The following is a 21,952-nucleotide window of genomic DNA, read 5'->3' as shown; positions in this document are numbered from 1 at the left end:
GTCCGGCCGTACCTGACGTGCGGACCGCCTGAGCCCGTGCTCGGGTAGGAGGGTGAGCACCCTTCTGCCCGAGCCCGCGCGCCGCACCGCCGCCTGGTGCGTCGTCCTCCTCCTCGTCACCGGCGTGGCCGCCGTGGGGATCTGGCTCTGCGTCACCTTCAAGACGGCCGTCACGCCGGTCCTGCTGGCGCTGCTCGGGACCGCGCTCCTCGGTCCGCTGTACCGGCGCCTGGTGAAGATGAAGGTGCAGCGCTCGCTGGCCGCGGGGCTGACCTGCGCGGCCGTCGTCGCCGTCGTCGGCGGCGCCACGTACATCGTGGTCAAGGCGCTCATCGACAGCGGCGACCAGATCGTCTCCTCGCTCAAGCGGGCCGCCACCGACCTCGCCAAGTACTTCGGCGCGGCCGGCACCTCGCTCGACGACATGGCGTCCAACGCCAAGGAACTGCTCGGCAAGTTCGGCGGGACCGCCGCGTCCGGCGTGATCAGCGGCCTGAGCACCGTCGGCGAGATGATCGCCATGGCCGTCCTCGCGCTGCTGCTCGTCTTCTTCTTCCTGCGGGACTCCCACCGCGCGATGCACACGCTGCGCTCGCTCGCCCCCGGCGACAGCGCCGACAGCACCGAGGCCATGGCGCGCCGCGCCTTCGAGGCCATCGAGGGCTTCATGCGCGGGACGACGATCATCGCGTTCATCGACGCCCTCTGCATCACCGTCGGGCTGCTGATCCTCGGCGTCCCCGGCGCCTGGGGCCTCGGCGCGCTCGTCTTCGTCGGCGCCTACATCCCCTATCTGGGGGCTTTCCTGTCCGGCGCCGTCGCCATCCTGGTCGCCCTCGCCGACCGGGGCTTCGTCATCGCGCTGTGGGCCCTCGGCGTCGTCGTCGCCGTCCAGGTCCTGGAGGGCCACATCCTCCAGCCGATGATCCAGAGCCGCACCGTCCAGATGCACCCGGCGGTGGTGATGCTGGCGATCACGGCGGGCGCGTCGGTGGCCGGCATCCTCGGCATGCTGCTGGCGGTCCCGCTGACGGCGGCGGCGTTCGGCATCGTCTCGGAGCTGAGATCCCGGTACTCCGGCGCGTCGTAGCGCCCGAAGGGGCGCGGGGAACCGCGCGACCGGCCACCGGCGACCCGCACGCTCCGTCCGCGCGTCCCCTGCCCTACTCCGGTACGAGGTCTTCCGTTGCCCTACTCCGGTACGAGGTCTTCCGTCCTGCCGCCGGAGGCACCCGCGTCCTCGTAGAGCTCGAACCAGATGCTCTTGCCGTCGCCGCGCGGGTCCACGCCCCACGCACCGGCGAGCAGCTCCATCAGGACCAGGCCCCGCCCGGACGAGGCCAGTTCGCCGGGGTGGCGCTTGTGCGGCAGGTCGTCGCTGCCGTCCGCGACCTCGGCCCGCAGCCGGCGCGCGCCCGGCTCGCCGGTGACCTCGGCGACCATCAGGGCGTCGCCGTCGGTGTGCACGAGGACGTTCGTGAGCATCTCCGAGACCATCAGGACCGCCGAGTCGACCTGGTCGTCGTCGGCCCAGTCGTGCAGCAGCTCCCGCAGGTGGCGGCGGGCCCCCGCGATGCGCTCCGGTTCGGCCTGGGCGACGGTCAGGACGGTGCGGCGGGCGTCCGTGTGCTGCTCGGGGCGGCCCGTCCGGCTCAGCAGCAGCACCGCGATGTCGTCCTCGCGGCGGTCGGCGAGCGGGCCCGTGGTGTGGTGCGAGGAGGGCCCGTGCACGGCCTGCACGAGCGCGTCGGCGAGCCGCTCCAGACCGTCGGTGTCGCCCTCCCCGGGGAACTCCTCCAGGATCGCCCTGATCCGGGACCAGCCGCTGTCCAGGTCGTGCCCGCCGGTCTCTATCAGGCCGTCGGTGCAGGTCAGCATCGTCTCGCCGGGTTCGAGGACGAGGCGGGTGGTGGGGTAGTCGGCGTCCGGGTCGACGCCGAGGGGCAGTCCGCCCGCGACGGGGCGCAGGAGAACCGTTCCGTCACTCATGCGGATCGCGGGCTCCGGGTGGCCCGCGCGGGCTATCTCCAGGACGCCGGTGGCCGGGTCGGCCTCGACGTACAGACAGGTCGCGAAGCGCGGGTCGTAGTCCGTGGCCTCCCCCGTGCCGCTGCCGCTCGACCCGTAGGTGATGGACTCCGTGATCCCCGACAGGAAGCGGGTGGCGCGCGAGAGCACCGCGTCCGGGCGGTGCCCCTCGGAGGCGTACGCGCGCAGCGCGATCCGCAGCTGGCCCATCAGGCCCGCCGCGCGCACGTCGTGCCCCTGGACGTCGCCGATGGCGAAGGCGAAACGGCCGCTGGGCAGCGGGATCATGTCGTACCAGTCGCCGCCGACCTGGAGGCCCCCGCCGGTCGGCACATAGCGGGCGGCCACGCTCATCCCCGGGATCTGCGGGCCGAGCATCGGCAGCATCGAGCGCTGCAGGCCCTCCGTCAGCTCCCGCTCGGACTCCGCGACCCCGGCCCGCGACAGGGCCTGCGCCAGCATCCGGGCCACCGTCGTCAGGACCGAGCGCTCGTCCGGCGTGAAGGAGACGGGGTAGGCGAAGGCCGCCATCCACGCGCCCATCGTGCGGCCCGCGACGGTCAGCGGCAGGAACGCCCAGGACTGCCGCTCGAAACGGCTGGCCAGCGGCCACGCGGCGGGGTAGCGCCTGCGGTAGTCCTCCGGCGTGGAGAGGTACACGGCACGGCCGGTGCGGACCACCTCGGCGGCCGGGTAGTCGGTGTCCACCGGCATCGCGGAGAAGGGCCCGTCGTCGCCGGGCTGGTGGCCGTGGTGCCCGATGATCGTCAGGCGGTCGCCCGCCACCCCGAAGACGGCGAGCCCGTCCGGCGAGAACCCCGGCATGGACAGGCCCGCGGCGACCCTGAGGACCTCCTCCGTGGACCGGGCCTCCGCCAGCGCGCGCCCCGCGTCCAGCAGGAACGCCTCGCGGGAGCGGCGCCAGTCGCCGGTGACGGGCGTGCGGGCCGCGGTGCCGGGCGCGGGCTCGGAGACCTCCTGGAGGGTGCCGACCAGTTCGTACGCCTCCGTGGCGCCGTGCAGCACGGGCTTGGAACGGCTGCGCACGGTCCGCAGGACGCGGCGGCCCGTCTCGTCCATGATCCGCAGCCGGGCCTCGGCGAGAGTGCCCTCGGCGACCGCGAGCTGGACCGTTCCGTAGATCTCGTTCCAGTCGACGGGGTGGAAACGGGAGCGCACGCCCGCCTCCGTGAGCGTCTGGGCGCGGGCGGGCAGGCCGAGCAGCCGGGCGGCCTCGGCGTCGAGGGTGACGGTCCCGGAGGCGTTGTCCCAGCGCCACAGGCCGGTCGCGATGGCGGCCAGGACGTCCCCCACGGGGGGCAGGGGATCGTCCCCCACCTGCCGGAAGGGATCATCAGTGCGCATTGACCCACTTTAGGAATATCCACGGCCAAGTCGCCACCGAGCCCCCTGGTCGCGGGGGCACGGGAGGGCGGCCCCGGGGAATATCCGGAAAGCGATCTTCGCCCGGACGGTAGCCTTGGGATGGTCTGCTCTCTCCCCTATTCGCGAAGACTGGATGAACGACGATGCATCGGTACAGGTCCCACACCTGCGGCGAGCTCCGCGCCTCTGACGTCGGCACCGACGTCCGGCTGAGCGGCTGGCTGCACAATCGCCGAGACCTGGGCGGCATTCTCTTCATCGATCTGCGCGATCACTACGGCATCACCCAGCTGGTGGCCCGCCCGGGCACCAAGGCCGCCGAGGTCCTGGACAAGCTGTCCAAGGAGACCGTCGTCCGCGTCGACGGCAAGGTCGTCTCGCGCGGCGCGGAGAACGTCAACCCGGAGCTGCCCACCGGCGAGGTCGAGATCGAGGCCTCCGACGTCGAGGTGCTCGGCGCGGCCGCCCCGCTGCCCTTCACGATCAACGCCGAGGACGGCGTGAACGAGGAGCGCCGCCTGGAGTACCGCTTCCTGGACCTGCGCCGCGAGCGCATGCACCGCAACATCATGCTGCGCAGCGCCGTGATCGCCGCGATCCGCTCGAAGATGGTGGCCCTCGGCTTCAACGAGATGGCGACGCCGATCCTCACCGCGACCTCCCCCGAGGGCGCCCGCGACTTCGTCGTCCCCTCCCGCCTGAACCCCGGCAAGTTCTACGCGCTGCCGCAGGCCCCGCAGCAGTTCAAGCAGCTGCTGATGATCTCGGGCTTCGACCGCTACTTCCAGATCGCGCCGTGCTTCCGCGACGAGGACGCGCGCGCGGACCGCTCGCCGGGCGAGTTCTACCAGCTCGACGTCGAGATGAGCTTCGTCGAGCAGGAGGACGTCTTCCAGCCGATCGAGAAGCTGATGACCGAGCTCTTCACGGAGTTCGGCGGCGGCCGCGAGGTCACCTCGCCCTTCCCGCGCATCCCGTTCCGCGAGTCGATGCTGAAGTACGGCAACGACAAGCCGGACCTGCGCGCCCAGCTCGAACTGGTCGACATCACCGACATCTTCGAGGGCTCGGAGTTCAAGGCCTTCGCCGGCAAGCACGTGCGCGCGCTGCCCGTGCCGGACACGGCGTCGCAGTCCCGCAAGTTCTTCGACGGCCTCGGTGACTACGCGGTCGAGCAGGGCGCCAAGGGCCTCGCCTGGGTGCGCGTCGCCGAGGACGGTTCGCTCACCGGCCCGATCGCCAAGTTCCTGACCGAGGCGAACGTCGAGGAGCTGACCAAGCGTCTCGGCCTGGAGGCCGGTCACGCCGTGTTCTTCGGCGCGGGCGACTTCGACGAGGTCTCGAAGATCATGGGCGCGGTGCGCGTCGAGGCCGCCAAGCGCGCGGGCCACTTCGAGGAGGGCGTCTTCCGCTTCTGCTGGATCGTCGACTTCCCGATGTACGAGAAGGACGAGGAGACCGGCAAGATCGACTTCTCCCACAACCCCTTCTCGATGCCGCAGGGCGGCATGAAGGACCTGGAGGAGAAGGACCCGCTCGACATCCTCGCCTGGCAGTACGACATCGTCTGCAACGGCATCGAGCTGTCCTCCGGCGCCATCCGGAACCACGAGCCGGACGTCATGCTGAAGGCCTTCGAGATCGCGGGCTACGACGCGGAGACCGTGGAGCACGAGTTCGCGGGCATGCTGCGCGCGTTCCGCCTCGGCGCCCCGCCGCACGGTGGCATCGCCCCGGGCGTCGACCGCATCGTGATGCTCCTGGCCGACGAGCCGAACATCCGCGAGACGATCGCCTTCCCGCTGAACGGCAACGCGCAGGACCTGATGATGGGCGCGCCGACCGAGCTGGACGAGACCCGTCTGCGCGAGCTGAACATCGCGCTCCGCAAGCCGGTGGCGGACAAGGACAAGGACAAGTAGTCCGCGAGGACGTGTCCTTCGTGGACAAGTAGTCCGCGGGGGCACGTCCTTCGTACGTCGAAGAAGGGCCCGGGATCGCATGATCCCGGGCCCTTCTTCTGTTGCCGGACGTCGGATGAGCGGGCGCCGGGCGCTGAGGGGATGAGCGGTGCGGGGCGGTCGGGAGGGGCGCCGGGGCTCAGGCGGCGGGCGTCGCCGAGGAGTTGGCCTCGGCCTCCGCCCACTCCGTGACCAGGCGCTCGTACACCAGGCGCTCGTCGGGGCGGAGACGTCCGCCCGCGCGCAGCCACAGCGCACGGATCTCCTCGTTGACCTCGTCGGCGGTGCGCCGCCGGTCGGGAGAGGGAGTCGTGGCCATGTCGTGAAGCTTACGTACGAGCGTGTGAAGGCGCCGTCAATTTACGCCGCCTCAGCGCATGACTTAGCTCACCGTGAACCGGACGCGACGGCGCGCGACGGGGGTGACCGGGGCGTACGACGCGGGTGACCGGGGCGTACGGCGAATGCAAGATCATTCCACGGCCCGGCCGCGGTCGCTCCGCCGCGGACCCCGCGACCGTCGTGTTCAGGCCGCCCCGAGCCGCGCCGCGAGTCCGTCCAGCATGCGCTGGAGGCCGTAGTCGAAGCTCTTCTCGCGGGTCTGCGCGGGATCCGCCGCCCCCGCCTCCCGCAGCCCCTCCTCCTGGAGGCTCACCGCGAACTCCTGCTCGGTCCTGCCGCTGCGGGCGATCAGCGACAGATACGCGGCCTCGCTCGTGGCCATGCCGATGACGTACGAGATCACGGTGTTCAGGGCGAGTTCGACCTCCTCGGGGGGGAAGTCGGCCGCCCGGTACACGGCGGCCATCCGCTCCGACATGCTCGCCACGTTCGGACCGAGGTGGATCAGGCCGACCTGGCCGAGCACGGAGGCGACCCAGGGGTGGCGCAAAATCATCGCCCGCAGGCTCTGGGCGCTGCCCGCGGCGGCCTCGCGCCAGTCGGCGGGGCCGGTGGCGGCGGGCACGGCCAGCTCGCCGTAGACCTCGTCGACGACCAGCTCGATCAGCTCGTCCTTGTTGGCGACGTGCCGGTAGAGCGAGGTGGCGCCGGCGTCCAGGCGGGTGCCGAGCTTGCGCATGCTGAGCGCCTCGATGCCGTCCTCGTCCAGGAGCCGCACGGCCTCGGCCACGATCTGCTCGCGGCTGAGCTGCTCGCGCCGGTGGCGGGGGCGGGTCCACACCGAGGCGATCTCGGGCTTCTGGTCGGCGGGCATGCGGGCCTCCTCGTACGGGACGGGCTGACCCCTCCACCGTAGCGCACGACGTACGCATATTGCGTACGCGTGATTCTCGTGCGTACAGTGTGCGCATCGAGAGAACGACGTACCCGCCAGCTCGCCTCGAAGGAGATCCCCATGTCGCAGAAGAGCACCGCGCCGCGCCCCGCGTTCGACCTCGCGCACTGGCAGACCCGCCTCGACGCGCTGCGCGCCGCCCACCACGTCCCCGGCGCCACGCTCGCGGTCCTGGCCGACGGGGAGATCCACGAGCTGGCGAGCGGCGTGCTGCACCGCGGGACCGGCGTGGAGGTGACCACGGACTCGGTGTTCCAGTCCGGTTCGATCGCCAAGGTGTACACGTCGACGCTGGTCATGCGCCTGGCCGACGAGGGCCGCCTGGACCTGGACGCCCCGGTCAAGGAGCTGCTCCCGGAGTTCGAGACGGCCGACGAGGAGGCGACGCGCACCATCACCACCCGCCAACTGCTCTCCCACACAGGCGGGTTGACGTGCGACTTCACCTTCGACGCCGGGCGCGGCGACGACTGTCTCCAGCGGTACGTCGAGGCCGCCAAGGGCGTGGCCCTGGACTGCCGCCCCGGCACCGCGGTCTCCTACAGCAGCCTCGGCTACAACGTGCTCGGCCGGATCATCGAGGTCCTCACCGGTCTGACCTGGGACGCGGCCCTCAAGGAGTACCTCTTCGCGCCGCTCGGCCTGGAGCGCTCCATGACGCTGCCCGAGGAGGCCCTCGCGTACCGCGTCGCGATGAGCCACCTCGGCGAGCCGGGCCAGGAGCCCGACCCGGCCCCCGCCTGGGACCTGATGCCCCGCTCGGCGGGTCCCTACGGCCGCGTCCTCGTCTCGGCCGGCGACGTGGCGCGCCTGGCCCGCATGCACCTGGACGGCGGCACCGCCCCCGACGGGACGCGGGTCATGTCCGCCGCGGCCGTCGAGGAGATGCAGCGCCGCGTGGTCGACGTGCCCGACAAGTGGACGGTCAGCTCCGACGGCTGGGGCCTCGGCTGGACCCTCTACAACTGGGACGGCATCACCGGCTACGGCCACGACGGCGCCGCCATCGGCCAGTACGGCTATCTGCGCGTGGTCCCGCACGCGGGCGTGGCCGTCGTGCTCCTGACCAACGGCGGCGGGGCGCGCGAGCTGTACGGCGCGCTCTTCCGCGAGCTGCTCGGCGCCCTTGCGGACGTGCGGATGCCGGACGCCTTCGAGCCGCCCGCGCAGCCGCCGGCCGTGGACTTCGCGCGCCACGTCGGGCGGTACGAGCGCGCGGGCGTCGTCATCACCGTCTCCGAGCGCGACGGCGCCCCGCACCTGGTCTACGAGTTCGTGGACGGCATGAAGGACTTCTCGCCGCCGCTGGACGTGCGGCTGCACCCCGTGGCCGAGGGCGTCTACGCGGGCACCGGCGCGGGCCCCTCCTTCAGCGAGGGCTACATGCCGGTGGTGTTCGCGACGCTGACCGACGGCACGGAGTGCTGCTACATCGGGATGCGGGTCGCGCCGAAGGTGGCGTGAGCCCGGTGCGGCGCCCCGGTGCGGCGCCCCCGCGTCACGCGCCCGCGGGCATCTCCCACGGCACCTCGGGCAGCGGACTGCCGGTCTCCAGGAGGGACTTGAGGTTGGAGAGGACCGCCGGCCAGCCGGAGCCGACCGCCTCGCGGTCGGCCTCGCTCGGGAGGTCCACGTGCGTGACGGTGAGCCGCACGATCCCGCCGTGCGGCTCGATGTCGAAGGTGACCCGCGAGGGCTCGGTGCCCTCCTCGGCGCCCGGCTCGGTCCAGGTGGTGACGAGCCGCGTGGGCGGGGTGCTCTCGACGACCTCGCCCACGACGTCGTCGATTTCGGAGCCGTCCACGCGGCGGTGCGCCCAGCCGGAGCCGGTCCGCCACTCCCCGTCGGAGACGTTGCTGTGCCCCCAGTAGGCGGCGGTCAGCTCGGCGTCCGTGAGGGCGTGCCAGACCTTCTCCGGAGTGCTCTCGATGTACGTGACGTAGACGTACGAGGGCTTGGCGCCGTCGCTCGGATTCTGGCTGGTCATGGCGTCCTCCGCCTGTCGCTTGATCGTGCTCAGCGCCCGCAGCCGCGGGCGCTCGAAGCGGTCGATCCACCGCTCCTGGATCTCCTGGAGCGGCACGGGATTGAGGTAGTGGAGCTTCTCGCGGCCGCGCCGCACGGTCCCGACGAGGTTGGCGGCCTCCAGGATCCCCAGATGCTGGGTGGCCGACTGACGCGTCATCGCGACGCGCTCGCACAGCTCGCCCAGCGTCTGTCCGTTCCGCTCGCGCAGCAGGTCGAGCAGATGGCGCCGGGTGCGGTCGGCGAGGGCCTTGAAGACCTTGTCCACGTCGGGTTCCGCGCCGTCCGCGGTCGTATCGGAGCTCACCCCTCCATCATGCAGGCATTTGCCTGCATGTCAATCGGCCGCCCGGCTCTTCGGTGTCAGCCCTTCTTCATCAGCTCGACCGCGCGGCTGAAGCTGTCCGCCCCGTACCCGGCCTCCACCACACGGCGGAAGAGGTCGTGCACGGCGTCCGGGAAGGCCGTGTCCACGCCCGCGTCCGCGGCGGTGTGCACGACGTGCTCCATGCTGGCCAGGCCCATCGCGGCGCGGTCCACGTCGCCCGCGTGGTCGCCCGCGTCGATGCGGGGCGCGTAGAAGTCGATGAAGTGCCCCATGCCGCCGAAGTTCTCGGTGGCGTACGGGGCGATCTCCTGGGCGGAGATGCCGTGCGCGGCGGCCACGGCGACGGCCTGCCAGAAGGCGATCATCGAGGGCCAGAAGATGGCCATGTTCAGCTGGTACATCAGTGCGGCGAGGCCCTGGTCCTCGCCTCGGTAGTCGGAGTGGCCCGTGATGACCTCAAGGGCCTCGCGGTGCTTGTCGTACGCCTCGCGCGGGCCGCTGTAGAACGTCGACGCGTCCGCCGTGCCGATCATGGGCGGCGGGACCAGGACGCCGCCGGTGAGGTGGGTGCCGCCGCGCTCGGTCACCCAGCGGGCGCCGGCCCGCGCCTTCTCCGGGGTGTCCGAGCTGAGGTTGGCCACGGTGCGGCCCGCGAGGGCGCCCTCGGCCTGCCCGAGGATCGCGTACATCGCGTCGAAGTCGGTGAGGCTCAGGATCACCAGCTCATTGGCGGACAGGGCCTGTTCGACGCTCTCGGCGAGGGTCGCGCCGCGCTCGACCAGGGCGTCGGCGCGGGAGGGGGTGCGGTTCCAGAGGGTGACCTCGTAGCCCCGGTCGAGGTAGGCGGCGGCCATGGCCTGGCCCATGGGGCCCAGGCCGATGACGGTGACGGAGTGTGCGGAAGCAGACATGGGTGACTCCAGAAAGTGACTAGAACGATCGCTCTATCCAGTGCGTGGGAGAAACGTAGCACGGCTCTAGAACGAACGCTCTAACTAATTCCGGGTAGGCTGGCCCCATGGCCGAGAAAAGCGCTCCCAGCACCCGCGACCGGATCGTCGTCGTCGCCGCCCGTCTCATCCAGCGGCAGGGCTACGTGGGCACGGGCATCAAGCAGATCGCCAAGGAGGCGGAGGCCACGCTCGGCTCCGTCTACCACTTCTTCCCCGGCGGCAAGGAGGCCGTCGCCGTCGCCGCGATCACCTACAGCGCCGAGGAGTTCGCCGACCTGCTGCGGGAGGGGCTGGCCGGGGACGGCGACCCGGCCGCGGCCATCGAGGCCTGCGCCGGTCAACTGGCCGTGGGCCTGCGGGAGTCGGGCTGGGTCGACGGCTGCCCGGTCACGGCCGCGGCGCTGGAGACGCTCGGCACGGACTCGGACATCCAGCGGGTGTGCGCGGACGCGCTGCGCGGCTGGGAGCGGATCGTCGAGGAGCGGCTGCTGGCTGCGGACTTCGCGGCGGCGGACGCGCGGGAGCTGTCGACGACGGTGATCAGCGCGCTGGAGGGCGCCGAGGTGACGGCGCAGGTCGCCCGGAGCGAGGAGCCGCTGCGGGCGGCGGGACGGCAGCTGGCGCGGCTGGTGGGGTCGTACGGAAGCTGAGGGGGGCCGTGCCCCTGGCGGGGCCCCTCAGGGGCGCGAGGGCCGGCCCCTCAGGGGCCGCGAGGAACCGCGCGAGCGACCCGGGTGGAGGCCGCGCCCGCGACGAGGCCCCGGAGACGCGCCCGCGACGAGGCCCCCGAGACGCGCCCGCGACGAGGCCCCGGAACCGAACGGTTCCGGGGCCTCACTCACGTACGGGTCAGCGGGAGGGCTACGCCTCCTTCTTCTCCTCCAGGCGCGGGAAGAGCACCGCGCCCTTGGTGACCGTGGCGCCGACGGGCAGCTGCCCCCACGTGCCGGCGTCCTGGACCTGCCGGCCGGCGAGCGCGCCCAGCGAGGCCTCGGCGCCGAGGGAGTCCCAGAGCTTCTGGGAGGTCTCCGGCATGATCGGGTTCAGCAGGACGGCGACCGCGCGCAGCGACTCGGCGGCGGTGTAGAGGATGGTCGCGAGACGCGCCCGGCCCTCCTCGGAGTCGTCCTTGGCCACCTTCCACGGCTCCTGCTCCGTGATGTAGCCGTTGACCTGCTTGACGAAGGCGAAGATCGACAGGATGCCGGACTGGAAGTCCAGCTCCTCGCCGATCGCGCGGTCGGCGTCGGCGACCGCCTTCGCGAGGCCCTCCTGGACCGCCTTCTCGGCGTCACCGGCGGCCGTGGCCTCCGGCAGCTCGCCGCCGAAGTACTTGCCGACCATGGCGGCCACGCGCGAGGCGAGGTTGCCGTAGTCGTTCGCCAGCTCGCTGGTGTAGCGGGCGGTGAAGTCCTCCCACGAGAACGAGCCGTCGCTGCCGAACGCGATCGCGCGCAGGAAGTACCAGCGGTACGCGTCCACGCCGAAGTGCGAGGTCAGGTCCTGCGGCTTGATGCCCGTCAGGTTCGACTTCGACATCTTCTCGCCGCCGACCATCAGCCAGCCGTTGGCCGCGACCTTGCCGGGCACCGGCAGGCCCTGCGCCATCAGCATGGCGGGCCAGATCACCGCGTGGAAGCGGAGGATGTCCTTGCCGACGAGGTGGACGTTCGCCGGGAACGTCGCGTCGAACTTCTCCTGGTTCGCGCCGTAGCCCACGGCCGTCGCGTAGTTCAGGAGGGCGTCGACCCAGACGTAGATGACGTGCTTGTCGTCCCAGGGGACCTTCACGCCCCAGTCGAACGTCGACCGGGAGATGGACAGGTCCTGAAGGCCCTGCTTGACGAAGTTCACGACCTCGTTGCGCGCGGACTCCGGCTGGATGAAGCCGGGGTTCGCCTCGTAGAGGGCGAGGAGCTTGTCGCCGTACTCACTGAGCTTGAAGAAGTAGTTCTCCTCCTTGAGGAGCTCCACCGGCTTCTTGTGGATCGGGCACAGCTTGGTGCCGTCCTCGTCCTCGATGAGGTCGCCGGGGAGCTTGTACTCCTCGCAGCCCACGCAGTACGGGCCCTCGTACCCGCCCTTGTAGATCTCGCCCTTGTCGTGGAGATCCTGGACGAACTCCTGCACGCGGTCCGTGTGACGCTTCTCCGTGGTGCGGATGAAGTCGTCGTTCGCGATGTTCAGGTGCTCCCAGAGGGGCTTCCAGGCCTCGGTGACGAGCTTGTCGCACCACTCCTGGGGAGTGACTCCGTTCGCCTCGGCCGTGCGCATGATCTTCTGACCGTGCTCGTCCGTGCCGGTGAGGTACCACACCTTCTCGCCGCGCTGACGGTGCCAGCGCGTGAGCACGTCCCCTGCGACGGTCGTGTAGGCGTGGCCCAGGTGAGGAGCGTCGTTTACGTAATAGATGGGGGTCGAGACGTAGAACGCCTTCGCGTTCTCGCCCGCTCCCTGCTTCTCGGATCCAGTGGCCGCCATGGTCGAAATCCTAACGGCCGGATCGAGATCGACTCACATCGATATCAGGGGGTGGACCCGGGGCTTCGGGGCTTCCCGGGTCCACGGCCCCTCGGCTACGGGCGCCAGGTCGCGAGCAGGCCCTCGTACAGCTCCTTGTCCGTGAGCTCGCGGGGGGCGGGGCCAGCGTGGAAGAAGGCGGCGTTGTCCGCCTTCAGCCTGCGGAGGTAGTCGAAGCCCTTCGCGTCGTGCTCGCCGAACGCGACGAACTGGAAGAACAGGGGGTGGGCGGCCGCGTCCTTCAGGGCCTGGGTCGCCACGCCCTTCGCGTCCGGGGGGCCGTCCGTCTGGAAGACGACGAGGGCGGGGGAGCCCTTGTGCTCCGACTTCTCGTAGTGGGCCACGACCTCTTCGATCGCGCGGTGGTAGCTGGTGCGGCCCATGCGGCCCGCGGCGGCGTGCAGCTCGTCCACGCGGCCCTCGTGCTCGGGGAGGGTGAGGGTGCCGGTGCCGTCGATCTCCGTGGAGAAGAGGACGACGTGGACGGTGGCGTCGGGGTCGGTGTGGGCGGCGAGGGCGAGGACCTGTTCGCCCAGGCTCTGGGCGGAGCCGTCCTTGTAGTACGGGCGCATGGAGCCGGAGCGGTCCAGGACGAGGTACACGGGGGCGCGGGTGCCGGTGAGTCCGTGCTTCTTCAGCGTGGTGCCGGCGGCCTTGTACGCGGCGCTGAGGCCGGGGGCCTTGGCCTTGACCTTGGCGGCGGCGACGGCGGCCTTGCCGGGAGCGGTGCTCTGCCCGACCTCCGCCTCGGCCCCGTCGTCCTCGACCGCCCCGTGCCCCTCAGCCCCGCCTCCCTGAACCTCAGCCTCGTCGACGTCCCCCTCGCCCTGAGCCTCCGGCTGGGCAACGTCGCCCTCGTCCTGAACCTCGGGTTCGGCAACGGCCGAGTCTTGAGCCTCCGGCTGGGCAACGTCGCCCTCGTCCAGAACCTCGGGTTCGGCAACGGCCGAGTCTTGAGCCTCCGGCTCGGCAACGTCGCCCTTGCCCTGAACCTCGGGTTCGGCGACGGGCTCGGCCTCGGCGACGGGTACGTCTTGAGCCTCCGGCTCGGGGGCCTCCGTGGGGGCTTCCTGTTGTGGGCAGGCGTCCCGCACGGCGGGACGGGTGGGCACAACGACCTCAGCTTCGGGGGAGGCGGGGGTCTGGTTCGGGGTTGCCGTTGCGGCGGCGGGCTCGGCGTCAGCCGTTTCCTTGACGTCGGCCTCCGGCCCGGGGTCGTCCACCGTGACGCCCTCGTCATCGCCGCCCGGCACCGTGGGCTGTGCCCACCCGTCCCGCCCAGCGGGACGATTGCCCACAGCGGGAACGGCTTCGTCTGTCGGCTCGGGCTTCGTGGCGGCAGCGGTGGCCTCGTCCTTGGGCGGCGGGGTGGACTCCGTCGGCGTAGGGGACTGCGGTGGGACCGTTACGTTGTCGAAGGCTGCTGCCACCAAGTCGTCCGCGGGGGACGGCTTCGGTTCCGGGCTCGGGGACGGCACCGTGGCCTTCGGCGACGGAGAGGACGGAGTCGGCTCGGAGGACGGCGCCGGCACGCTCACCGCCTGCTCAGGCGCCGCCGCAACCTCGGGCTCCCGAGCCTCCGGAACGCTCCCCTTGCGTGACCGTCCGAACGCGTTCCGCAGGCGGTTCAGAATGCCCATGTGCGCAACCCTTCGCGTGAGTTGATTCCCGAAAATCCCTGGCCAGGGCGGACACGTAAGGTTAGCCGCCGCAGAGTGCGATCTTGGGCAGGGTCGTCAACGGTCACCCGCGCGAGCCACCCCCGCGAAAACCTTCACGGCAACTTCCGCCGCCACGGCACGGATTCACCCTCCGTTCACCCGGAGTCCGCCGCCATGCCGGAACCCACACCTAGCCTCACGGCGGAATCAAGCCAGGCGACAAGCCACGCCACAAGACGGAGGAACCGTGCGCAAGCTGCTGCCGATGATCACCTCGCACCAGGGGAGCGGCGGCCGTTCCGCCCTGACGTGCCGGTTCCGCTGCGGTGACGCCTGCTTCCAGGAGGTTCCCAACACCAGCGAGAACGCGTACGTCGGCGACGTCATCGCCGGAGCCCTCAGCCGCCGTTCGATGATGCGGGCCACGGCCGTCGTGACCGTCGCCGCCGCGGCGGGCGGCGCCGCCATAGCCGGTCCCGCGGCCCCCGAGGCCGTCGCCGCCCCCGCGAGCGGCCGCCACGGCAGGCCCGGCAAGGGCAAGGGCGCCCGCGGACTCCGGTTCACGCCCGTCGCGCCGAACACCGCCGACGCCGTCACCGTCCCCGCCGGCTACGAGCAGAACGTCGTCATCCGCTGGGGCGAGCCCATCCTGCGCGGCGCGCCCGCCTTCGACGCGGACCGGCAGACCGCGAAGGCGCAGGCCGGCCAGTTCGGCTACAACAACGACTTCCTGAGCCTGCTGCCGCTGCGCGGCGAGCACCGGCGCCAGGTCCTGGTCGCCAATCACGAGTACACGGACGAGATCCTGATGTTCAAGGGGTACGACCCCGAGAACCCGACCCGCGAGCAGGTCGAGATCGCCTGGGCGGCCCACGGCCTCTCCGTCGTCGTGGTCGAGGGCGAGCGGCGCACCGGCAGGCTGCGGGCCGTCTCGCGCCACCAGCTCAACCGGCGTCTCACCGCCACCAGCCCCTTCCGGCTCTCCGGGCCGGTGCGCGGCAGCGAACTCGTCCGCACGAAGGCGGACCCGCGCGGCACCACCGTCCTCGGCACCCTCAACAACTGCTCGGGCGGCACGACCCCTTGGGGCACCACGCTGCACGGCGAGGAGAACTTCAACCAGTACTTCGCCAACGCCGAGAAGGTGACCGACCCGAAGGCCGCCGCGCGTCTGAAGCGGTACGGCGTCGTCGGCGCCGCCTCCGAGCGCAAGTGGGAGCGTTTCGACGACCGCTTCGACCTCGCCAAGGAGCCCAACGAGGCCAACCGGTTCGGCTGGGTCGTGGAACTCGACCCGTACGACCCGGACTCCACCCCGCGCAAGCGCACCGCGCTCGGCCGCTTCAAGCACGAGGCCGCGCAGCCGCGCCTGACGCACGACGGCCGTCCGGTCGTCTACATGGGCGACGACGAGAAGTTCGACTACTTCTACAAGTTCGTCAGCAGCAAGCGCATGGCCAAGGGCGGCTCCCGTGCCGCGCACGAGCACAACCTCACCCTCCTCGACGAGGGCACGCTGTACGTCGCCAGGCTGACCGGCGACTCCCCGGCCGAGGAGATCGACGGCAAGGGGACGCTGCCCGCCGACGGCGAGTTCGACGGCAGCGGCACGTGGATCCCGCTCGCCACCGCGGGTCCCGGCGGCCATGCCGTCAGCCACGTCGACGGCATGACCGCCGAGGAGGTCTACGTCTTCACGCGCCTGGCCGGTGACAAGGTCGGCGCCACGAAGATGGACCGCCCCGAGGACATCGAGCCGTCGCCGCACTCCGGCAAGGTGTACGTCGCGCTGACCAACAACTCCGACCGCGGCAAGGCGGGCAAGGCCGGCGCCGACGAGGCCAACCCGCGCAACCTCAACAAGCACGGGCAGGTCCTGGAGCTGACCGAGCGCCGCAACCGCGCCGAGGCCACCACCTTCGCCTGGTCGCTCTTCCTGGTCGCCGGTGACCCGGACGACCCCTCGACGTACTTCGCGGGCTTCCCCAAGGACCGGGTCTCCCCGATCTCCTGCCCGGACAACGTCGCCTTCGACCCGCACGGGAACCTGTGGCTGTCCACCGACGGCAACCAGCTCGGTTCGCACGACGGCCTGTTCGGCGTCGCCACGCGCGGCGACCGGCGCGGTGAGCTCAAGCAGTTCCTGACCATGCCGACCGGCGCCGAGACCTGCGGCCCGCTCGTCCAGGACCGGCGCGTGCTCGTCGCCGTGCAGCACCCGGGCGAGGTCGACGGCGCGTCCGTCGAGAAGCCGGCGAGCGCCTGGCCCGACGGACCCGGGAAGATCGTCCGCCCGTCCGTCGTCTCGGTGTGGCGCGAGGACGGCTGCGACATCGGCGTCTGACCGTACGTACGGCGATGGGGCACCCCGCGGTCGCGGGGTGCCCCATGCGCGTACTCCTGCCCGGTCGGGCTCAGTTGTGCTGCTTGCGGCGGTAGATCGCGAAGCCGAGGCCGGCCGCGCCGACGGCCGCCATGCCGCTGCCCGCGGCGATCAGCGGGGCGTCGTCCGAGGAGCCCTGGACGCCGTCGGCGCCGGCCTTGACGCCGCCCTTCGGGACGACCCGGTTCGAGTCCTTGCGGACGTCGTGCTTGGGCTGCGTGGTGTGGCCGTTGTTCTTGCCCTCGACCCAGGACTTGATGGTGCCGTCGGGGTTCAGGGTGACGTGCAGGCCGTTGTTCTGGCCGTGCGCGGCCCTGCCGTTGGCGTCGAGGGTGTCGATCTTGACGCCGTTGGCGATGATGTCGGCCTGGTAGTGGTTCGGGCCGAGCTTGTAGATCTTCGCGAGGGAGCCGTCGGCCAGCTTGACCGTGGTCTTGTAGACGCGCTTGGTGTCCGGCTTCGGCTTCGGGGTGCCCTCGACCCAGGACTTGATGGTGCCGTCGGGGTTCAGGGTGACGTGCAGGCCGTTGTTCTGGCCCGAGGCGGAGCGGCCGTTGGCGTCGAGGGTGTCCAGCTTGACGCCCTTGGCGATGATGTCGGCCTGGTAGTGGTTCGGCCCCAGCTTGTAGATCTTCGCGGTGGAGCCGTCGGCCAGCTTCGCGTCCCGGACGAAGACGCGCTTGTCGTCCGGCTTCGGCGGGGTGGGCTTGGCCTTCATGGTGACGGTGCCGTCGGGCGAGAGCGTGAAGGTGTTGCCGTCGATCGTGGTGCTCGCGGACTTCTCGTACGCGGTGAGCGAGCCCTTCGCCGCGCCGTTCAGGGAGATCGCCGCCTTGGCCGTGCGGGCGGAGGCGTTGACGTCGACCTTCGCGGACCAGCCCTTGCCGAGGTTGGTGGTGCCCTTGGATTCCCAGCTGCCGGGCTTCGGGACGTCCACGTCCTTGTCGGTCTGCTTGTCCTTGGACTTGTCCTGCTCCTTGGACTTGTCCTGGTCCGTCTGCTTGTCCTGGTCCTTGGACTTGTCCTGACCGGTCTCGTCCTTGCCCGTCTGGTCCTGGTCGCCCGTCCGGTCCTGGCCGGTCTGGTCGGTCTGGTCGGTGGTGCCGGTCCGGTCACCCGCGGCGACCTGGCCCTGCGGGGCCGACGGCGCGTCCGCGGCGAAGGCGGCCGTGGTCGGGACCGCGAGAGCGGCGATGGCCCCGGTGGCGATGGCGGCGGTGCGGAAGGTACGGCGGGTGGCGCGCATGGCGGTGACTTCCCTCGTCGATGATCCAACTCTGGTCGAGCTGTTCGTGTTTGTGCCCCTTTGCGGTGGCGACAGATACGAAGTTACGGGCGCCATGTGTGCGTCATCCGTAGGGAATGTAACAAGTGGCCGCATACGGTCACGCAGAACCGTAAAGCAGACAAAAGTGCAGGTCAGTGGCTGTTTTGCCGAAGGTCACCGGCTGGCGGGGACCAAGGTCCCGCCGGTGGTTCCGCGCGGGTCGCCGGCCCGCAGGAGCCACTCCGTATAGGCGGGCGCCTGGCCCGCCGCCTCCCAGTAGGAGGCCTCCAGCTCGCCGTACACCGCGTTGATCTCGTCCTCCGTGCGTGCCGCCACGATGAGGCGCACGCCGAGGGGGTCGCCGTAGAGGGGGCGTACCGCCATGTCGGGCCGGGCGAGCGAGGTCGGCTGGCAGAGGGTGACGACCTCGCCGGTGGCGACGAGGGACGCCGCCGTGAGGTAGTCGCCGTGCAGGACACGGGGGTTGAGCCCGGCGGCGGTCAGGACGCGGCGCAGGCCGTCCCATTCGCCGTCGACCGTCGGGTCCACCATCCACCGGTCCTCCGCGAGGTCCGAGAGGCGTACGACGGGACGGCCCGCGGCCGGATGGTCCCCCGCCAGGGAGACGAACTGGGGCTCGCGGTCGAGCAGCACCCGTCTTCGCAGGGCCTCGGGCAGCCGCAGCGGGCAGCCCTCCACCTCGTGCACGAACGCCACGTCGAGCTGTCCCGCCGCCACCATGCGCAGCAGCGCGTTCGCGGAGACGTCCATCTGGAGTGATGTCTCGGTGCCGGGCAGGCGGACGCGCAGTCTGCGCAGCCAGCCCGGTATGGCACGGCTGGCCGTGGAGCCGATGCGCAGGTGCGGGCCCTCGGCGGCGCGGGCGGCGGCCGCCTTCGTCTCCGTGACCAGGGCCCGCATCTCCGTGACGAGGGGGCGGGCGCGGCTGAGGACGACCCGGCCGAGCTGGGTGGGCCGGCATCCGGTGCGCTCGCGGGCGAAGAGCTGGCCGCCGAGGGCGTTCTCGATGCGGCGCAGCTGGGTCGTCAACGACGGCTGGCTCATGCCGAGTTGCCGGGCCGCCTTGTGCAGGCTGCCGGTGTCGGCGATGGCGCACAGCGCGCGGAGGTGCCTGACCTCGAGCTCCATGGTCGTTGAGAGTAGAGGCGCCACGGCCGCCGCACCAGACGCCCAAACCCCATGAGAACCAGCCGTTCTGGACAGGCCGGGACCGGGTGATAGGCCCGTGCTATCGCCACTTGCCATCATCCCCACGCGCCTCATGCTCCCCGACACTCACAGGCACCGAGCCGTTCACCTTTCATCGACCGCCCCCACGTGGTCGTCGAACGAGTAGGGAGCCCCCCACACATGAACAAGCGTTACCTCTCCGTCGCCGCCGTCCTCGGCCTCTCCGTCGCCGGTCTCGGCGTGACCTCGGCCTCCGCGTCGACCGCGACGCCCAGCTCCGCGGCCACCTCGGCCACGGCCTCGTACACCCAGTACCAGGGTTCGGCCCAGGAGGCCAAGAACAACAAGGCGTTCTTCGAGGCCGTCGTGAAGGCGGTCGCCGAGAAGCGCGCGGCGAACCCGGGCGCCAAGTCCGTGACCGTCACCTACGACGCGTCCGGCGCGCCGACCTTCGCCCAGCAGATAGCCAGCTCCACCTCGATCTGGAACTCCGCGGTCTCCAACGTGAAGCTCCAGGAGGGCAGCTCCGGCGCCAGCTTCGAGTACCGCGAGGGCGACGACCCGCGCGGCTCGTACGCGAGCACGGACGGGCACGGCAACGGCTACGTCTTCCTGGACTACGCCCAGAACCAGCAGTACGACTCGACCCGCGTCACCACGCACGAGACCGGTCACGTGCTGGGTCTGCCCGACACGTACGACGGCCCGTGCAGCCAGCTGATGTCGGGCGGCGGCCCCGGCCCGTCCTGCACCAACTCGCAGCCGGACGCGCAGGAGCGCGCGAAGGTGGACCAGCTGTGGGCCAACGGGCTCGCCAAGGCGCTGCACAAGGTCAACGCCGACCGCTGACGCGGGGTTTGCAGGGATTCATCGCTTTCGCGGGGAACTGCGGACCGGCCGTGGCCGGTCACGCGGTTCCCCGCGCCCCTTTGGGGCGTCGCCTCATCGCGCCGTAGGAGAGGCGATCGCTCTCGCTGCCGCCACTTCCTGGCGCAGCGGTTCCAGGACGCTGTCCTGGGGGCCCGGCGTGAAGTTCGCGTCGACCTTCTCCAGGGTGTCCGAGGCGCGCAGGCCGACCGCGAGCCCCTGGAGTTCGTGGGCGACTTCGGCCACCTCGTCGGGCTCGGGAGGCTCCGCTCCGTGGCGGATACGGACCCTTGCCGCGGTCGTGGCGTCCAGGATGCGTTCGACGGCGACGACCAGCGGCCACCACGCGGTGGCCCGCGTGCCGGTCGGCGGCGGCTCGGTCAGGGCCCGCTGGAACTCCGAGCGGATGACGGACAGGTCGCGGTAGAGGCCGCGGCGCATGCGGGCGCGAGCGGACGGGTCGTCCACCGGGCCGAACGCGCACTCCACATAGCCCGCCGTGTCCGCGACCGCGTCCGCGAGCCGGTCCCCGATCCGCGTGCCCCAGCTCTCCGGCCAGAGCAGATACCCCGCGACGAGCGCGATCGCGCAGCCGATCAGGCTGTCGACGAGCCGCGGCAGGACCAGGCCGAGCCCCTGGTGGTTGAGGATGTCGGAGAGCAGCAGGATCACCGGGGTGATCGCCGCCGTCTGGTAGCCGTAGCCGCGCGTGGTGAGGGCGGGGATGAGCGGCGCGAGCAGCATCATCACGGGTACGTCCCACCAGCCGTGCGGCACCTCGGTGAGGACCGCGGCGGCCAGGACCAGGCCGGCGGCGGTGCCGAGGGCGCGCAGCACGGCGCGGGAGAAGACCGAGCCGAAGTCGGGCTTGAGGACGAAGGTGACGGTCAGCGCCACCCAGTACGACCTGGGCACGTCGATCAGGGAGACGAGGGCCTGGGCGATGCCGATGCACAGGGCCAGGCGCAGGCCGTAGCGCCAGGAGGCGCCGGACAGGATGACGTTGCGCCCGGCGCGGCGGGCGCGGACGCGCAGGGCGGCGGGGCGGCCGAGCCGGTCGTCGACGTCGACGAAGGCGAGCGGGTCGGGGTTCTCCAGCGTCTCGACGGCGTGCCGGACGGCCTGGTCGAGGGCGCGTTCTGCGCTGCCGCGCGGTTCGGGGATGCCGAGGCCGGGGAGCGCGGTGCGGCCCTGCTGGACGGCGTCGGCGATGCGGCGGACCGCGTCCGGTACGGCGGAGGGCAGCACGCAGCCGGAGTGGCGGGCGGCCTGGTCGGCGGCGGGGGCGGCCTCGACGACGGGGGTGACGGCGTTCAACTGGGCGATGAGGCGGACCAGTTCGGGGTTGCGGCCGTGGTCGCGGGCGCGGCGGGCGAGGACGAGGTCGTAGCTCTGGTTCAGCGAGACGGTCACGGCGGCGCGCGCCTCGTCGTACGCGTCCGTGCCCGCCGCGTCGAGGAGGGCGGCGACCGAGCGGTAGGCGCCGGCGACGGCGGCGCGTTCGGGGACGCCGGAGCGCAGCGGCCAGGCGAGCAGCGCGAGGGCGAGGACGAGGAGGCCGCCGCTGGTCATCAGGACCGGGGCGAGCCACCACTGTCCCGGCATCGGGAGTCCGGCGCCGACCACGCAGTTGAGGAGCAGCAGGAGGCCCGACACGGAGGCGACCGCGCCGATCGTCGACATCATCCCGGAGACCAGCGCGACGAGGGTGACCGCGCCGACCGCCACCCAGCCGTGCCCGAAGACGAGCGAGCCGAGGGTGACGCCGAGGGCGCCGAAGAGCTGGGGGACGGCGATGTTGAGGATGCGCATGCGGTACGCGTCGGCGGTGTCGCCGATGACGCCGGAGAGGGCGCCCATCGAGGCGAGGGCGCCGTAGGCGGGCTGTCCGGCGAGGATGCCGACGGCCAGCGGGAGCGCCATGGCGACGGAGGCGCGGGCGACGGCGGCCCAGGGGATGGGGGCGGACTGCGGCTTGAGGGACCTGACCAGCCAGTCGGGCGGGGTGAGCGGGCTCAGTGAGACCGGACGGGCGGGGCGGGACTCTCGGGGCATGCGCCCATTATCGGCGCTTTACGTGACTTG

16 protein-coding genes are annotated in these 21,952 nt (G+C 71.6%); 6 read left to right on the top strand and 10 right to left on the bottom strand.

Annotated features, from left to right (window positions below; genetic code table 11):
* Positions 1–52: 52 nt before the first annotated feature.
* Positions 53–1,090, top strand: a complete 1,038-nt coding sequence (locus AB0L89_RS17025; RefSeq protein ID WP_365141242.1) for an AI-2E family transporter — start codon at positions 53–55, stop codon at positions 1,088–1,090.
* 101 nt (positions 1,091–1,191) lie between these two features.
* Here AB0L89_RS17025 and AB0L89_RS17020 read toward each other — a convergent pair whose 3' ends face one another.
* On the bottom strand, positions 1,192–3,393 hold the full coding sequence (locus AB0L89_RS17020) for a SpoIIE family protein phosphatase (protein WP_365141239.1): 2,202 nt from the start codon (positions 3,391–3,393) through the stop codon (positions 1,192–1,194).
* 164 nt (positions 3,394–3,557) lie between these two features.
* Here AB0L89_RS17020 and aspS point away from each other — a divergent pair, with 164 nt between their 5' ends.
* Entirely contained in the window at positions 3,558–5,336 is a 1,779-nt protein-coding gene (gene aspS / locus AB0L89_RS17015; protein ID WP_365141236.1) for an aspartate--tRNA ligase, read from the top strand.
* Positions 5,337–5,514: 178 nt separating this feature from the next.
* On the opposite strand, the gene AB0L89_RS17010 is transcribed toward aspS, so the two are convergent.
* Positions 5,515–5,694, bottom strand: coding sequence for a hypothetical protein (locus AB0L89_RS17010; protein ID WP_365141233.1), 180 nt, complete (start codon positions 5,692–5,694; stop codon positions 5,515–5,517).
* A 207-nt stretch (positions 5,695–5,901) separates the two neighbouring features.
* Positions 5,902–6,591 (bottom strand): TetR/AcrR family transcriptional regulator, encoded by a 690-nt coding sequence (locus tag AB0L89_RS17005; RefSeq protein WP_365141230.1) that lies wholly within the window; start codon positions 6,589–6,591, stop codon positions 5,902–5,904.
* Between the two features lie 141 nt (positions 6,592–6,732).
* Here AB0L89_RS17005 and AB0L89_RS17000 point away from each other — a divergent pair, with 141 nt between their 5' ends.
* Positions 6,733–8,136 (top strand): serine hydrolase domain-containing protein, encoded by a 1,404-nt coding sequence (locus AB0L89_RS17000; protein WP_365141227.1) that lies wholly within the window; start codon positions 6,733–6,735, stop codon positions 8,134–8,136.
* A gap of 34 nt (positions 8,137–8,170) precedes the next feature.
* Here AB0L89_RS17000 and AB0L89_RS16995 read toward each other — a convergent pair whose 3' ends face one another.
* On the bottom strand, positions 8,171–8,965 hold the full coding sequence (locus AB0L89_RS16995) for a metalloregulator ArsR/SmtB family transcription factor (protein WP_365142007.1): 795 nt from the start codon (positions 8,963–8,965) through the stop codon (positions 8,171–8,173).
* Positions 8,966–9,060: 95 nt separating this feature from the next.
* On the bottom strand, positions 9,061–9,936 hold the full coding sequence (locus AB0L89_RS16990) for an NAD(P)-binding domain-containing protein (RefSeq protein ID WP_365141224.1): 876 nt from the start codon (positions 9,934–9,936) through the stop codon (positions 9,061–9,063).
* A 107-nt stretch (positions 9,937–10,043) separates the two neighbouring features.
* Here AB0L89_RS16990 and AB0L89_RS16985 point away from each other — a divergent pair, with 107 nt between their 5' ends.
* The gene (locus AB0L89_RS16985; protein ID WP_365141221.1) at positions 10,044–10,628 is read left to right on the top strand and encodes a TetR/AcrR family transcriptional regulator; all 585 of its coding nucleotides are present in this window, start codon (positions 10,044–10,046) and stop codon (positions 10,626–10,628) included.
* 211 nt (positions 10,629–10,839) lie between these two features.
* Here the strand turns inward: AB0L89_RS16985 and metG are convergent, their stop codons facing one another.
* Together metG and AB0L89_RS16975 are read right to left on the bottom strand one after the other, a co-directional pair.
* On the bottom strand, positions 10,840–12,459 hold the full coding sequence (metG, locus tag AB0L89_RS16980) for a methionine--tRNA ligase (RefSeq protein ID WP_365141218.1): 1,620 nt from the start codon (positions 12,457–12,459) through the stop codon (positions 10,840–10,842).
* A 95-nt stretch (positions 12,460–12,554) separates the two neighbouring features.
* Positions 12,555–13,610 carry a VWA domain-containing protein gene (locus AB0L89_RS16975; RefSeq protein ID WP_365141215.1) on the bottom strand — a complete coding sequence of 352 codons (1,056 nt, stop codon included), beginning with the start codon at positions 13,608–13,610 and terminating at the stop codon, positions 12,555–12,557.
* 796 nt (positions 13,611–14,406) lie between these two features.
* Here AB0L89_RS16975 and AB0L89_RS16970 point away from each other — a divergent pair.
* Complete coding sequence (locus tag AB0L89_RS16970) at positions 14,407–16,503, top strand: PhoX family protein (RefSeq protein ID WP_365141212.1); 2,097 nt, start codon at positions 14,407–14,409, stop codon at positions 16,501–16,503.
* 70 nt (positions 16,504–16,573) lie between these two features.
* Here AB0L89_RS16970 and AB0L89_RS16965 read toward each other — a convergent pair whose 3' ends face one another.
* Together AB0L89_RS16965 and AB0L89_RS16960 are read right to left on the bottom strand one after the other, a co-directional pair.
* Positions 16,574–17,788, bottom strand: a complete 1,215-nt coding sequence (locus AB0L89_RS16965; protein WP_365141209.1) for a hypothetical protein — start codon at positions 17,786–17,788, stop codon at positions 16,574–16,576.
* A gap of 195 nt (positions 17,789–17,983) precedes the next feature.
* The gene (locus tag AB0L89_RS16960; RefSeq protein ID WP_365141206.1) at positions 17,984–18,958 is read right to left on the bottom strand and encodes a LysR family transcriptional regulator; all 975 of its coding nucleotides are present in this window, start codon (positions 18,956–18,958) and stop codon (positions 17,984–17,986) included.
* Between the two features lie 222 nt (positions 18,959–19,180).
* Between AB0L89_RS16960 and snpA the strand changes: the two genes are divergently transcribed.
* The gene (gene snpA, locus AB0L89_RS16955) at positions 19,181–19,849 is read left to right on the top strand and encodes a snapalysin (RefSeq protein WP_365141203.1); all 669 of its coding nucleotides are present in this window, start codon (positions 19,181–19,183) and stop codon (positions 19,847–19,849) included.
* A gap of 93 nt (positions 19,850–19,942) precedes the next feature.
* Here snpA and AB0L89_RS16950 read toward each other — a convergent pair whose 3' ends face one another.
* Positions 19,943–21,922: an FUSC family protein gene (locus AB0L89_RS16950; protein WP_365141200.1), complete on the bottom strand. Its 1,980-nt coding sequence runs from the start codon at positions 21,920–21,922 to the stop codon at positions 19,943–19,945.
* Positions 21,923–21,952 lie beyond the last annotated feature (30 nt).

Origin of the sequence: Streptomyces sp. NPDC052114, from assembly GCF_040680155.1 — a bacterium.
In the GTDB taxonomy this organism is placed as follows: Bacteria; Actinomycetota; Actinomycetes; order Streptomycetales; family Streptomycetaceae; genus Streptomyces.
The sequence above is the reverse complement of the archived record's forward strand: the minus strand, read 5'-3'. Positions and strand labels throughout refer to the sequence as shown.

Excerpts from the sequence above, each read along its gene's own strand:
- AB0L89_RS17020 (WP_365141239.1), bottom strand. The coding sequence starts at position 3,393 with ATGCGCACTGATGATCCCTTCCGGCAGGTGGGGGACGATCCCCTGCCC.
- aspS (WP_365141236.1), top strand. The coding sequence starts at position 3,558 with ATGCATCGGTACAGGTCCCACACCTGCGGCGAGCTCCGCGCCTCTGAC.
- AB0L89_RS17010 (WP_365141233.1), bottom strand. The coding sequence starts at position 5,694 with ATGGCCACGACTCCCTCTCCCGACCGGCGGCGCACCGCCGACGAGGTC.
- AB0L89_RS17005 (WP_365141230.1), bottom strand. The coding sequence starts at position 6,591 with ATGCCCGCCGACCAGAAGCCCGAGATCGCCTCGGTGTGGACCCGCCCC.
- AB0L89_RS17000 (WP_365141227.1), top strand. The coding sequence starts at position 6,733 with ATGTCGCAGAAGAGCACCGCGCCGCGCCCCGCGTTCGACCTCGCGCAC.
- AB0L89_RS16990 (WP_365141224.1), bottom strand. The coding sequence starts at position 9,936 with ATGTCTGCTTCCGCACACTCCGTCACCGTCATCGGCCTGGGCCCCATG.
- AB0L89_RS16985 (WP_365141221.1), top strand. The coding sequence starts at position 10,044 with ATGGCCGAGAAAAGCGCTCCCAGCACCCGCGACCGGATCGTCGTCGTC.
- metG (WP_365141218.1), bottom strand. The coding sequence starts at position 12,459 with ATGGCGGCCACTGGATCCGAGAAGCAGGGAGCGGGCGAGAACGCGAAG.
- AB0L89_RS16965 (WP_365141209.1), bottom strand. The coding sequence starts at position 17,788 with ATGCGCGCCACCCGCCGTACCTTCCGCACCGCCGCCATCGCCACCGGG.
- AB0L89_RS16960 (WP_365141206.1), bottom strand. The coding sequence starts at position 18,958 with ATGGAGCTCGAGGTCAGGCACCTCCGCGCGCTGTGCGCCATCGCCGAC.
- snpA (WP_365141203.1), top strand. The coding sequence starts at position 19,181 with ATGAACAAGCGTTACCTCTCCGTCGCCGCCGTCCTCGGCCTCTCCGTC.
- AB0L89_RS16950 (WP_365141200.1), bottom strand. The coding sequence starts at position 21,922 with ATGCCCCGAGAGTCCCGCCCCGCCCGTCCGGTCTCACTGAGCCCGCTC.